This is a genomic window from Microtetraspora glauca, assembly GCF_040656155.1.
Taxonomy (GTDB): Bacteria; Actinomycetota; Actinomycetes; order Streptosporangiales; family Streptosporangiaceae; genus Microtetraspora; species Microtetraspora glauca.
The window spans coordinates 15,330-28,102 of record NZ_JBFALK010000030.1 but is presented as its reverse complement, the minus strand read 5'-3'; the positions used below and the strand labels follow the sequence as shown (position 1 = coordinate 28,102).

At 72.5% G+C, this 12,773-nt stretch carries 8 protein-coding genes; 4 read left to right on the top strand and 4 right to left on the bottom strand.

Annotated features, from left to right (window positions below; all coding sequences use genetic code 11):
• Positions 1-60: 60 nt before the first annotated feature.
• Complete coding sequence (locus tag AB0I59_RS37855; protein ID WP_358140937.1) at positions 61-1,965, top strand: non-ribosomal peptide synthetase; 1,905 nt, start codon at positions 61-63, stop codon at positions 1,963-1,965.
• The gene (locus AB0I59_RS37850) at positions 1,962-5,105 is read left to right on the top strand and encodes a non-ribosomal peptide synthetase (protein WP_358140934.1); all 3,144 of its coding nucleotides are present in this window, start codon (positions 1,962-1,964) and stop codon (positions 5,103-5,105) included. Before AB0I59_RS37855 ends, AB0I59_RS37850 begins: the two co-directional genes overlap by 4 nt.
• A 107-nt stretch (positions 5,106-5,212) precedes the next feature.
• Here the strand turns inward: AB0I59_RS37850 and AB0I59_RS37845 are convergent, their stop codons facing one another.
• Both AB0I59_RS37845 and AB0I59_RS37840 read right to left on the bottom strand, forming a co-directional pair.
• Complete coding sequence (locus AB0I59_RS37845) at positions 5,213-6,352, bottom strand: acyl-CoA dehydrogenase family protein (protein ID WP_358140931.1); 1,140 nt, start codon at positions 6,350-6,352, stop codon at positions 5,213-5,215.
• A 36-nt stretch (positions 6,353-6,388) separates the two neighbouring features.
• A complete protein-coding gene (locus AB0I59_RS37840; RefSeq protein WP_358140928.1) occupies positions 6,389-9,880 on the bottom strand; it encodes an indolepyruvate ferredoxin oxidoreductase family protein in 3,492 nt (1,163 codons plus the stop codon).
• A 175-nt stretch (positions 9,881-10,055) separates the two neighbouring features.
• Between AB0I59_RS37840 and AB0I59_RS37835 the strand changes: the two genes are divergently transcribed.
• A complete protein-coding gene (locus tag AB0I59_RS37835) occupies positions 10,056-10,526 on the top strand; it encodes an Lrp/AsnC family transcriptional regulator (protein WP_061260240.1) in 471 nt (156 codons plus the stop codon).
• 183 nt (positions 10,527-10,709) lie between these two features.
• A complete protein-coding gene (locus AB0I59_RS37830) occupies positions 10,710-11,354 on the top strand; it encodes a DNA alkylation repair protein (protein ID WP_358141063.1) in 645 nt (214 codons plus the stop codon).
• Positions 11,355-11,414: 60 nt separating this feature from the next.
• Here the strand turns inward: AB0I59_RS37830 and AB0I59_RS37825 are convergent, their stop codons facing one another.
• Both AB0I59_RS37825 and AB0I59_RS37820 read right to left on the bottom strand, forming a co-directional pair.
• The gene (locus AB0I59_RS37825) at positions 11,415-11,699 is read right to left on the bottom strand and encodes a hypothetical protein (protein ID WP_061260242.1); all 285 of its coding nucleotides are present in this window, start codon (positions 11,697-11,699) and stop codon (positions 11,415-11,417) included.
• Positions 11,700-11,722: 23 nt separating this feature from the next.
• Positions 11,723-12,742 carry a LacI family DNA-binding transcriptional regulator gene (locus AB0I59_RS37820; RefSeq protein ID WP_358140924.1) on the bottom strand — a complete coding sequence of 340 codons (1,020 nt, stop codon included), beginning with the start codon at positions 12,740-12,742 and terminating at the stop codon, positions 11,723-11,725.
• Positions 12,743-12,773 lie beyond the last annotated feature (31 nt).

Here is a 12,773-nt window from a genome sequence, read left to right as displayed (position 1 = left end):
GGAAGTGACGAGTTCGACCGTGGAAGGCGCATGAAGGTGAGCGGTGGAGTGAGCGGTGAAGTGAGCAGTGTCGTAAAGGGTGTCGTAAACGGTGTCGTGACGGCGCTCGGGCTGATCCGCGGATGGCGTGACCTGAGCCCCGACGCCGTCGCGGTGAGCGGCGCGGGAGGCGAGCTGACTTTCCGCGAACTGGACGACAGGGTCGGCCGCCTCGCGGCGGTGCTGCGCGGGCGAGGGGTGGGACCCGAGGTCCCCGTGGGGCTGTGCCTCGACCGGTCTCCCGGCATGATCGTGGCGATGCTCGCCGTGTGGGCGGCCGGAGGCGCGTACGTGCCGCTCGACCCGGCCTTCCCCGAGGAACGGCTCCGCCTCATGCGCGAGGACGCGGGCATGGAACTGGTGCTGACCCAGCCCTCCGTGGACGCCCGGCTGTTCGACGGGATCCGCGACGTCGTGGAACTCTCCCGGGACGGCACCCCGCTCGGCGCGGTATCCGAAGGCCGGCGGGATTCCCACGACCCGAGGGACGGCGACGGGCCGGTGGGCGAGCTCGCCTACCTGATGTACACCTCGGGGTCCACGGGACGGCCCAAGGGGGTCGCCGTGCCGCACCGCGCGGTGGTGAACCTGCTGGAGTCCTTCGCGTCCCTGCTTGAGCTGACCCCGCGGGACGCCTGGCTCGCGGTCACCACGCTGTCCTTCGACATCTCCGTCCTCGAACTGCTGCTTCCCCTGGCCTGCGGCGCCCGGGTGGTCGTGGCCTCCGCCCACGAGACGGCGGACGGCCGCGCGTTGCGGTCCCGCGCCGTCGCCGAGGCGGTCACGGTCATGCAGGCGACACCGGCGAGCTGGCGGATCCTGCTCGACTCCGGAGGCGTACCCGAGGGGATCAGGACCCGCCTCTGCGGCGGGGAGGCCCTTCCCCGCGATCTCGCCGACGCGCTCCTCGGCGACGGCGCGCGGCTGTGGAACGTGTACGGCCCGACCGAGACGACGGTGTGGTCCACCGCCGGGCGGGTCGCGCCGTCGCCCGCGCCGGTGGACCTGGGGGAGCCGATCGGCAGGACGTCCGTGCGCATCCTCGGCCCGGACGGGATTCCCGTACCGGCGGGCGAGGCCGGCGAGCTGCACATCGGCGGCGCGGGAGTGGCCCGGGGATATCGGGGCATGCCCGCCCGGACGGCCGAGCGTTTCCTGCCCGACCCCTTCTCCGACGTGCCCGGTGCCCGCATGTACGCCACCGGCGACCTGGCGAGGATGCGGGACGGAAGGCTGCACTACCTGGGCCGCGCCGACCAGCAGGTGAAGGTCCGCGGCTTCCGTATCGAACTCGGCGAGATCGAGAGCGTCCTGCGCTCCGCGCCCGAGGTCGGGAACGCCGCCGTCGGCGTGTGCGACGGCCCGGACGGCCTGCCCCGCCTGGTCGCGTACGTGGTCCGCGGGGATGGAGGCGCCGAAGAGTTGTGGCCGGTGCTGCGGGACCGGCTGCGCCGGCACGTCCCGGAGTACATGGTGCCCGCCCATCTGGTGGTGCTCGACGCCCTTCCGCTCACTCCCAACGGGAAGCTCGACAGGAACGCGCTGCCGTCGCCCGAGTGGACCCGCGCGCGGACCACTCCGTACCGGCCTCCGGCGACCGCGCTGGAGGAGGAGCTGGTGACGATGTGGGGCGACGTGCTGGGCATCGAGGAGCCGATCGGCGTCGACGACGACTTCTTCGAGCTCGGCGGCCACTCGCTGACCGCCACGCAGATCATCGCCAGGATCCAGGCGCGGTTCACCGTCGCCGTGCCGATCGTGGTGTTGTTCGAGCACCCGACGATCGCGGAACTGGCCGTGGAGATGGACCGCCTCGACGACGACGACCTCGACCTGGCCGAGGTGGCCGCGCTGCGCGACGAGCTCGACGGTCTCGGCGCGCAGGACCTGGCGGCCCTCTTCGACGAACTGGCGCCGGGCGCATGAGGGCCCCGCTGTCCCCGACCCAGGAGCGCCTCTGGCTCCTCCAGCGCCTGTATCCGGACGACGCCTCCTACACCATGTACCTCGTACGGCGGCTGCGCGGCCCGCTCGACCCGGCGGTTCTGGAGGAGGCGTTCGCCCAGGTCGTCGCCCGGCACGAGAGCCTGCGCACGGGATTCACCGAGGAGGACGGCGTGCCCTGGGCGGTCGCCGTCCCCGCCGGTCCGGCCGGTGGCCTGGTCGAGTGGCTCGACGCGGGAAGCCGGGAGGAGGCGGAACGCCTGGTGGCCGGACGCGCCAACGCGCCGTTCGACCTCGCCGCGGGCGTGCCGCTGCGGATCGCGGTGATCGGGATCGGCCCGGACGACCACGTCCTGTGCGTCACGATGCACCACATCATCGGCGACGGCTGGTCCCTGAACGTGCTCCTCGACGATCTGGCCGAGTGCTACACCGCCCGGTCACAGGACCGGGAGCCCCGGCTGCGGCCGTTGCCCGTCCAGCCCACGGACTATGCGCGCTGGCAGCGCCGCCGGGCCGAGCGCGCCGTGCCGTACTGGCAGGAGAGGCTCGCCGACCCGCCGCCGCCCGAGCTGCCCTTCGCCACGTCCTCGGCGCATGGCGTCGCCAGGAACGGCGCGTTCCATCACGTCCGGGTCGGGGAGGACGTGGCGCGCGGCCTCGAACGGCTCGGACGCGAGCACCGGACGACCCTGTTCACCGTGCTCATGGCGGCCTACCAGGTACTGCTGCACCGCCACACCGGACAGACCGACCTCCTCGTCGGAACGGCGGTCGCCGGCCGTGATCGGGTCGAGCTGGAGCCCCTCGTCGGGTACCTCGCCCAGACGGTGGTGCTGCGCGGCGACCTCGACGGCGACCCGGCGTTCACCGACCTGCTCGTGCGCACCAGGACCGAGGCACTGAGCGCGATGAGCCGGCCGTCGGTGCCCTTCGAGCGTCTCGGGCATCCGCCCGAGACGCTGATGCCGACCATGCTGATCCTGCACAACCAGAACGTGGGACCGACCCGGCCCTTCGGTGAGCTGGCCGTGAGCCTGTTCCCGGACGGCTTCGGCCAGGCCAAGCTCGACCTGCTCACCGAGGCGTGGTGGGACGGCCCGGAGCTGGTCGTCTCCTTCTGCTACGACGCGGCGCGGCATGAGGCCGGGGAGGCGGGGCGGGAGACGTTCCGCCGGCTCGCCGACCGGTTCCTGCTCCTGCTGGAATCCGCCGTGGCCGAGCCGACCAGGCGGATCTCGGAGCTGCGGATTTGGACGGACGCCGACCAGGCGGACATCCGCGCGCTGGCCGGTGACGGCGCGGACGCGACCGGCCCCCCCGTCCCGGAGATGATCGCCGAGACGGTACGGCGCACGCCGGAGGCGGCGGCGGTGATCTGCGGCGAGACCGTGCTCAGGTACCGGGAGCTGGACGCGAGGGCGGGAGCCCTCGCCGCCGCTCTCAGGGACGGCGGTGTGCGGCCCGGTGACCGCGTCGGCGTCTGCCTGCCCCGCTCGGTCGAGGCGATCACGGCACTCCTCGCCGTCTGGCGGGCCGGGGCGGCGTACCTGCCGCTCGATCCGGACGATCCGGACGAGCGGCTCGCCTTCTCGCTCGGCGACTGCGCGGTGACGCATGTGATCACCCATCGCCCCCTGCCGGGCACGTTCACCCTGATCGACCCGCGGGCCGTGCCCGGCCCGTCGATCGATCCCCCGATCGACCTCCCGACCGATCCGCCTGTGGGGCCGATGGACGTCGCCTACGTCATCTCCACCTCGGGCTCGACCGGCAGGCCCAAGGGCGTGGCGGTCGAGCACCGCGCCATAGCGGCCCGCGTGCGCTGGATGCGGGAGGAGTACGGCCTGGCGCCGGGCGACCAGGTGGTCCAGTTCGCCTCGCTCAGCTTCGACACCCACCTCGAAGAGGTGTTCCCCACGCTCGCCGCCGGGGCCGCCCTGGTGCTGCTGCCCGAGGGGGCGGCGACACTGCCCGACCTGCTCGCTTCCCCGGCGGGACGCCGGATCAGCGTGCTCGACCTCCCCACCGCCTACTGGCACCACCTGGTCGAGGAGATCGACCAGATCGCCTGGCCGCCGTCGCTGCGCCTAGTGATCATCGGGGGCGAGCAGGCGTCCGGTGGAGCCGTGGCCCGCTGGCACGACAGTGGGTTAGGCGAGCGGGTCCGGCTCGTCAACACGTACGGTCCGACCGAGGCCGCGGTCATCGCGACCGCGACCGGCCTGGGCGGCGCCGACGGTGGTGACGGCGCTGACGCCGGCACGGCCGGCCGGCCTCCCATCGGGCGGCCGGTCGGCGCCACCACGGTCCACCTGCTCGACGGGCGGGGCGGCCCGCTGCCGAAGGGAGCCGTCGGCGAGCTGGTCATCGGCGGAGCCGGAGTGGCCCGGGGCTACCTGGGCCGTCCCGCCCTCACCGCCGCCGGGTTCGTCCCCGACCCCGGCGGCCCGCCGGGAGCCCGCCGCTACCGCACCGGGGACCGGGCCCGCTGGCGGCAGGACGGCAGGCTGGAGTTCCTGGGCCGGATCGACGAGCAGCTCAAGGTACGCGGCTTCCGGATCGAGCCCGGGGAGGTCGAGGCCCGCCTGCTCACCCACCCCGACGTGGGGCAGGCGTTCGTGACGGTCCGCGCCGAGGAGCTCGTGGCGTACGTGACCGGAACCGCCGCGCACGAGGAGCTGCGGGCGCACCTCGCGCGCGTGCTGCCGCGCCATCTCGTCCCGACGGCCTGGATGACCCTCGACGCGCTGCCGCTCACGGCACGCGGCAAGACCGACCGGGCCGCGCTGCCCGAACCGGTGCGGGCGGCCTCCGCCGGGCAGGTCCCCCCGCGCACGGACGCGGAGCGGCTGGTGGCCGGCACCTGGGAGGAACTGCTCGGCGTGGAGGCCGTGAGCGCCTTCGACGACTTCTTCGCGCTGGGCGGCCACTCCCTGCTCGCGACCAGGATCGCGGCCAGGCTGCGCCGTACGACGGGGGTGGAGGTGCCGGTGCGGACGATCTTCGAGAGCAGGACCGTCGCCCAGCTGGCGTCGGCCCTGGAGGACCTGCTGATCGCCGAGCTGGCCGGGATGTCGGACGAGGAGGCCGAGCGCCTGCTCTCCACCTCGGAGGCGTGACAGCGCGGCGGATACATGCCGTCGTGTAGCCGGGGTGTACCAGCGAGTTGCTGGCCGACCGTGTGCTCGCCGTACTCGTCGGAAGCGTCGGTGCCGCCGCCTCGCGGTCAGCGCGCGAGATGGCGGCTGATCACCAGGCGCTGGATCTGGTTGGTGCCCTCGAAGATCTGCATGATCTTGGCCTCGCGCATGTAGCGCTCGACCCGGAACTCCCGCGTGTACCCGTACCCGCCGAAGACCTGCACCGCGTCGGTGGTGACCTTCATGGCGGTGTCGGTGGCGACCAGCTTGGCGACGCTCGCCTGCCTGCTGTACGGGAGGCCGGCGTCGCGGCGGCGGGCGGCGTCGAGGTACATCGCGCGGGCGGAGTCCACGCCGGCCGCCATGTCGGCGAGCAGGAAACCGAGCCCCTGGTGGTCGATGATCTTCTTGCCGAACGCCTGGCGCTCCTTGGCGTAGGCGACGGCCTCGTCGAGCGCGGCCTGGGCGAGGCCGGTGGCGCACGCGGCGATGCCGAGCCGGCCGGAGTCCAGGGCGCTGAAGGCGATCTGCAGGCCCTGCCCCTCCTCGCCGATCAGCCGGTCTGCCTCCAGAAGCGCGCCGTCCCAGTGCGCGCTGGTCGTGGGGACGGCGTGCAGGCCCATCTTCTCCTCGGGGCGGCCGAAGGCCAGGCCGTCGGCGGCACCGGGCGCGAGGAAGCAGGAGATGCCCCGGCCGCCCTCGCCCGTCCGCGCGAACAGGGCGTAGAAGTCCGCGATGCCCCCGTGGGTGATCCACGCCTTGTTGCCGGTGATCCGGTACCCGCTCTCGGTCCTTTCCGCCTTGCAGGCGAGCGCGGCGGCGTCCGACCCCGCCTGCGGCTCCGAAAGGCTGTAGCCGCCGACGATCCGCCCGGCCAGCATGTCGGGCAGCCAGCGCTCCCGCTGGCGCTGCGTGCCGAAGGAGGCCACGGGGAAGCAGGCCAACGTGTGCACGCTGGTCGCGACGGCGACCGCCGCCCAGCGGGCCGCCAGTTCCTCGATCACCTGCAGGTACACCTCGTACGGCCGGCCGCCGCCGCCGAACTCCTCGGGGTAGGGCAGGCCGAGCAGCCCGGCCGCGCCGAGTGTGCCGAACAGGCCCTCGGGATAGGTCTCGGCGCGCTCGTGCTCGTCGACCCGGCGGGCGAGTTCCTTGTCGGCGATCTCACGCGTGAGCTCGATGAGATCGCGGGCGTCCTGGTCGGGCAGCAGGCGTTCGACGGGCACGGTCACTCCTGGGGGATGAAATGTCGGTCTTATGGATCAGACGGTATGCGAAGCGGGCTCGTCCAGCCGTGCGAGGGCGGTCCTCGCGCTCTCGCGGAACTCGGCGACACGAGCGAGCTTGATGTCCTCGTAGCCGCGGATCGCCTCCGGCAGGGCCGCGATCCCGGCGACGGCGTCGGCGGTGCCGGGGGTGAGCCGGGTGAGGGCGTCGCGCATCAGCTCGCGGTACTCGCCGACGAGCTCCCGTTCGACGCGGCGCACCCTGGCGTAGCCGAACACGTCGAGCGCGGTGCCGCGCAGGACGCGGGCGGCGCGCAGCCCGCGGAACAGCACCCCCGCCGACCGGCGCACCCGGATCTTGCGCTTCATGCCCAGCGCCCGGAGCAGCGGCGGATGCAGCAGCACGGACACGACGGCGTCCGGACCGAACTCCTTCTCCCGCCTGGCCTTCTCGACCGGGTCCAGGTGCAGCCGGGCGACCTCGTACTCGTCCTTGTACGCCATGAGCTTGTGCAGCCCCCTGGCGTAGGCGAGGGCGATCCGCGTCCCGGCCTCGTCACCCGCGCGTTCGGTCGCCAGGGCCGCCACGCGGCGCACGTCGTCGGCGTACCCGCGGGCGTAGGCCGCGTTCTGGTAGCCGGTCAGATCGGCGGTCCGGGTGGCGAGCGCCCGCTCAAGATCGCCGGTTGCCGGGGCGTCGACGTCCACCGCGGGCGCGGCCGCGGGCGCCGCGGCCGCGAGTACGGCCTCGCGGTCCACGACGGCCGCCCGTCCCCAGCGGAAGGCCGCGAGATTCTGCTCGACGGCGGCCCGGTTGAGCCGGATGGCCTGCTCGATGGACTCGGCGGACACCGGGACGCAGCCGTGCTGGAACGCCGCGCCGACGAGCAGCATGTTGGCGGGCATGTGGTCGCCGAACAGCGCCTCGGACAGCCCGTGGGCGTCGAGGTAGACGTTGTCGGCGCCGCGCGTGGCCGACTCGACCCGGACGATCGCGTCGGCGGGCGAGCCGGGCACGGCGGCGCGTCCGGTGACCATGGCGGCGGTCGGCACGACGGCCGTGCTCACCACGGCGATCGTGCGCTCGGGCGACGCGACGGCCAGGTTGCCGTCGGCGGCGGCGCCGAGCAGGTCGAAGCCGATCAGCACGTCGGCGGTGCCGGTGGAGGCGCGCAGCGCGCCGGTGACCGGCCGCGGTGAGATGCGGACGTCGCTGACGACGGGGCCGCCCTTCTGCGCCAGCCCGGTCTGCTCCAGCCCGGCCGCGTACAGGCCGTCGAGGTGGGCGGCCATCTGCAGGATCTGCGAGACCGTGACGACGCCCGTGCCGCCGATGCCCGGCATCCTGATCAGGACCGGCCCGCCGTCGAGCCTGCTGACCGGCTCGGGCAGCGCCACCGGCGGGGACGGCACCTTCGCGGACGGCATGTTCGGGGAGGGAGTGGGCCGCGTACGCCGCTTCCCGGGCTCGACGAGCAGGAACGAGGGGCAGTCGCCCTTGAGGCAGCTCAGGTCGGAGTTGCAGGACGGCTGATGGATCCGGGTCTTGCGGCCGAACTCGGTGTCGACGGGCTGGACGGACAGGCAGGTCGACACGTCCCCGCAGTCGCCGCAGCCCTCGCAGACCCGCTCGTTCACCACGACCTTCGCCGTCGGCGTGGGCAGCTTGCCGCGCTTGCGCAGCCGGCGTTCCTCGGCGGCGCACCGGTCGTCGTGGATCAGCACGGTCACCCCGTCCACGGCGGCGAGTTCGCGCTCGGCCGCGGTGAGGTCGTCGCGGTGCCGGACGCTCGCGATCGGCGCCAGCCGCACCCCACGGTAGGTCTCCGGCTCCGGCGTGGTGATCACAATCTGGCGGACCCCTTCGGCGGCCAGCGACCTCGTGAGCGCGGGGACGTCCAGGCGGCCCTCGGCGCGCTGGCCTCCGGTCATGGCGACGGCGTCGTTGTAGAGCAGCTTGTACGTCATGGACACGCCGGCGGCGACGGCGGCGCGGACGGCCAGCGAGCCGGAGTGGTGGAAGGTGCCGTCGCCGAGGTTCTGCACGAAGTGCGGGTCGTCGGTAAAGGGGGCCAGGCCGAACCACTGGGCGCCCTCGCCGCCCATCTGGGTGATGCCGACCCGGGCGCCGCGCCCGTCGCCGTCCAGGGCGATCATGGCGTGGCAGCCGATGCCGACGCCGACCAGCGTGGTGTCGGACGTACGGGTGGAGGTGTTGTGCGGGCATCCCGAGCAGAAGTACGGCGTGCGCGCGGCGATCAACGGCAGCGTGCGGCGTGCCCGCGTGGCGGGGGTGAGGGACCGCAGGCGGACGGCCGCCGCCCGGGGCAGCCGGTCCCCGCCGACGCACGTGGCGAGCGCCCTCGCCACGTCCTCGGCGCCGAGGGTGCCGCGGGCGGTGAGCAACTCGCGGCCGACCACGGCGGGGGTGCGCTCGCCGCCGTAGAGCGCCTGCTTGAGCTGCCCCTCCAGGAACGGCACCTTGTCCTCCACCACGAGCACCCGGTCGAGGTCGGCGGTCATGGCGGCGAGTTCGTCGTGGGCCAGCGGGAACGGCATCGCGAGCCGGATGAGGCGCAGGCCCAGGTCCTCCATCGCGCTCTCGTCCAGGCCGAGGTCCGCCAACGCCCGCCGTACCACCGCGAAGGCGGTGCCGGAGGCGAGGACGCCCAGGGTTGCGCGGCGGGCGCCGAACATCACCCGGTTCAGGCCGTGCGCACGGGCGTAGTCGCGGGCCAGCTCCAGCCTGCGGGTCAGCATGTCGTGCTCGGCGTCCAGGGAGGCGGGGCCGACCAGGATGGGCGACCCGCCGCGATCGGGGTGATCCGGCGCCGGGACGCCGTCCCGGATCGGGCCGAGGTCCACGGTGGCGGACGCGTCGGCGACGTCGGCGACGATCTTGAGGCCGGTCCACAGGCCGGTGACGCGGGACAGGGCGACCGCGTGCAGCCCGAACTCGATGATCTCCGCCACCGAGCCGGGCGCGAGCAGCGGCATGGACAGGCTCTGGCACATCGGCTCGCACGAGCTGGGCACGGTCGAGGACTTGCTGCCCGGGTCGTCGCCGATCCAGGCGACCGCGCCGCCGAGCGCGGCGGTGCCCGCCACCGTGCCGTGCCGGATGGCGTCGGCGGCCCGGTCCAGCCCGGGGTTCTTGCCGTACCAGAAGCCCGTCACCCCGTCGTAGCGCCGCCCCGGCACCTGGCCGAGGAGCTGCGTTCCGGCCACCGCCGTGGCCGCGAGCTCCTCGTTGAGCCCGGGCCGGAACACCACGCCCGCGGGTTCGAGGAACCGCGCGGCACGTCCCATCTCCAGGTCGACCCCGCCCAGCGGTGAGCCCTGGTATCCCGACACGAAGACACGCGTGTTCAGGCCGCGCTCGCGGTCCAGGCGGCGCTGCTCCAGCGTCAGGCGGACCAGGGCCTGGATGCCCGACATGACCACCCGGCCGTCAACGGACGTGTACCTGTCCTCGAGTGACACAGTCGTCTGCACGGTGGCCGGCGCCTCGGCGGGATTGGGGCTCACGCGAACCTCCTGGTCGTCGTCCGGAGGACGGTCGTCGTTCGGGGGAGCCCCAAGCACAGCAACGCGTCCTGGTGCTGCGCAAGTATCAGCCGACCAGAAGCCATAAAGACGCAAACTCTTTGCGGCAGGAGCCTCTTTCGCTAAGGTTCCTTTCGCCGACCCGAGGAGTTTTCGCATGTCCGAGATCGATGACATCGACCACCGCATCCTGCGGTTGCTGCGCGAGGACGGGCGCAGGACCTTCTCGGAGATGGCGGTCGAGGTCGGGCTCTCGGTTGCCGCGGTCAAGCGGCGGGTGGACCGGCTGCGGGAGATCGGCGTCATCACCGGCTTCAGCGTCCAGATCGACTACGCCAAGCTCGGCTGGGGGATCGAGGCGTTCACCGAGCTGCGCTACCCCGGCACGACCCCGGTGAGCGAGATCGTCCGTACGGCGACCGACGTGCCGGAGGTCCAGGCGGTGTTCACCATCGCCGGCGATCCCGACGCGCTGATCCACGTCCGGGTCCGCGACCTCGGGCACCTCCAGCAGGTCATCGACCGCCTGCGCCGGGCCGGCAACGTCACCGGCACCAAGACGCTGATGGTGCTGGGCTCGTGGACCCGCGACGCCCTCGCCCGCGACGACCGGCGGCCGGTGTTCTGAAACCGGTGGTTCTCACCACTTCACGGCTGATCACGCTGTCAGGTGGCCAAGATAGCGGCATGGCCGACTTTGAGAAGACTGAGCTGACATGCGAGTGCTCGTAGGCTGAATTTCTCGCACGTGACGGACAGGAGCGCTGAGGTGGCCGAGACGACGCCGACCGAGACGATGGTGGCCGAGGTGATGGCCGAGCTGACCGAGCTCGAGGACCCGAGGGCACGCGAGGTCAACGAGAAACACGGTGACGATCACGGTGTGAACCTCGGCAAGCTGCGCGCGCTCGCGAAGCGGCTGAAGACGCAGCAGGAACTCGCGTGTCGTCTCTGGGAGACGGATGACACCGCGGCGAGACTGCTGGCGATCCTGATCTGCCGCCCGAAGGCGTTCGAGCGTGACGAGCTGGACGTCATGGTGCGCGAGGCGCGCACACCCAAGGTGCACGACTGGCTCGTGAACTACGTGGTGAAGAAGAACCCGCATTCCGAAGAGTTGCGCCTGTCCTGGTCCGCCGATCCGGATCCGGTGGTTGCGAGCGCCGGTTGGGCGCTGACCACCGAACGCGTGGCAAAGAGGCCCGAGGGCATCGACCTCGCAGGACTGCTCGACGTCATCGAGGCGGAGATGAAGGACGCCCCGGATCGCCTGCAGTGGGCGATGAACCACTGCCTGGCGCAGATCGGGATCGACCACGCCGAGCACCGAACCCGTGCGATCGACATCGGTGAGCGCCTGGAGGTGCTCAAGGACTACCCGACTTCCCCTGGCTGCACGTCTCCGTTCGCGCCCATCTGGATCACCGAGATGGTGAGCCGACAGCACCATAAGTAGGAAGCTTCGCCACCAAAGATGCCGTGTATCGCGGTGGTATGTCGATTGTCGCGGGGGCTCCTACTCCCGCGCGTACAGGCGGGTGAGGCCATCGACCCGATAGCGGTCGGGCGCGACCGGTTCGACGAGGCGCATGTCCGCGAGACGGCCGAGCAGCTCGCACGCCGCCGCGCCGTCCAACGGTGCCAGGGGCACATGCTCGACGTTGTCGAGCGCGGCGAGCACCCTCCGGCCGGTGATCAGGAACCGGCACTCGCGGGTCACGCCGAGCAGGGGCGCACCCGGGACGAGCCTGCCGTCACGCCGCACCTGGACCGGACCGAGGACGCCGAACCGCAGACTCATCCAACCTCCGGTACTCGCTGCCGCTACGCCGACGCGCGGATCACCAGATGGGTGTCCAGTATCACCACGGGCTGCTCCAGCGGGTCGCCGTTGATCCTGGCGACCAGCAGCTGCACCATCTGGCGGCCCATCGCCTCGGTCGGCTGGTGGACGCTGGTCAGCGGCGGCTCCGTGTGGAGCGCCACCCGGGAGTCCTCGAACCCGATCAGCGCCACGTCGCCCGGCACGCTCAGGCCGCGCTCCTTGAGCACGTGCAGCGCGCCGACCGCCATCGCGTCGGACGCAGCGAAGACGGCGTCCAGGTCCGGATGCCGTTCGAGGAGCTCCTGCATCGCCGTGGCGCCGCTCGCCTCGGAGAAGTCGCCGTACGCGACGCGCTCGCCGATGCCGGTCGCCAGCAGGGCGTCGCGGTATCCGGCGAGACGGTCGACACCCACGCCCATGTCCTGCGGGCCGGCGATCGTGGCGATCCTGCTGCGGCCCTTGCCGAGCAGGTACTTCGCCGCCTGCCGGGCGCCGGCCCGGTTGTCCATGTCGACGTAGCTGTACGGCGTGAGCCCGACCGGGCGGCCGCCCAGCACCGTCGGGACGCCCATGGCCTCCAGCCGCTCCGGCAGCGTGTCGGCCCCGTGCACGGACGTGAGCAGGACGCCGTCCACGTGCTGGCCGGTGAGGTAGTCCTCCAGCCGGTCGTGCTCCGCGCGGTTCTGCGCCATCGTCAGGATGAGCTGCAGCCCCGTCTCGGAGAGGGCCGAGCCGATCCCGCGGATGATGCCCGCGAAGAACGGCTCGTCGAAGATCCGCTGCTCTGACTCCGACACCACCAGCGCGATGGTGTCGGTCCGGTTGGTGACCAGAGCCCGCGCCGCGCGGTTGGGCACGTAGCCCAGATCCTTGATCGCCAGAAGCACGGCGTCCCGGGCCTTCTCGCTCACCTTCGGCGAGCCGTTGATCACCCGTGACACCGTGCCGCGTCCGACTCCGGCACGGGCGGCGACTGCCTCCAGAGTCGGGCGCGCCCCCTGTCGGCGGTCCCCGTTCATCGTTGCCCCCTCCTGAATTTCCCGGCCCTGT

Bases quoted from the DNA above. Each gene is read 5' to 3' on its own strand.
- AB0I59_RS37850 (WP_358140934.1), top strand. From the start codon at position 1,962: ATGAGGGCCCCGCTGTCCCCGACCCAGGAGCGCCTCTGGCTCCTCCAG.
- AB0I59_RS37835 (WP_061260240.1), top strand. From the start codon at position 10,056: ATGTCCGAGATCGATGACATCGACCACCGCATCCTGCGGTTGCTGCGC.
- AB0I59_RS37830 (WP_358141063.1), top strand. From the start codon at position 10,710: ATGGCCGAGCTGACCGAGCTCGAGGACCCGAGGGCACGCGAGGTCAAC.
- AB0I59_RS37825 (WP_061260242.1), bottom strand. From the start codon at position 11,699: ATGAGTCTGCGGTTCGGCGTCCTCGGTCCGGTCCAGGTGCGGCGTGAC.
- AB0I59_RS37820 (WP_358140924.1), bottom strand. From the start codon at position 12,742: ATGAACGGGGACCGCCGACAGGGGGCGCGCCCGACTCTGGAGGCAGTC.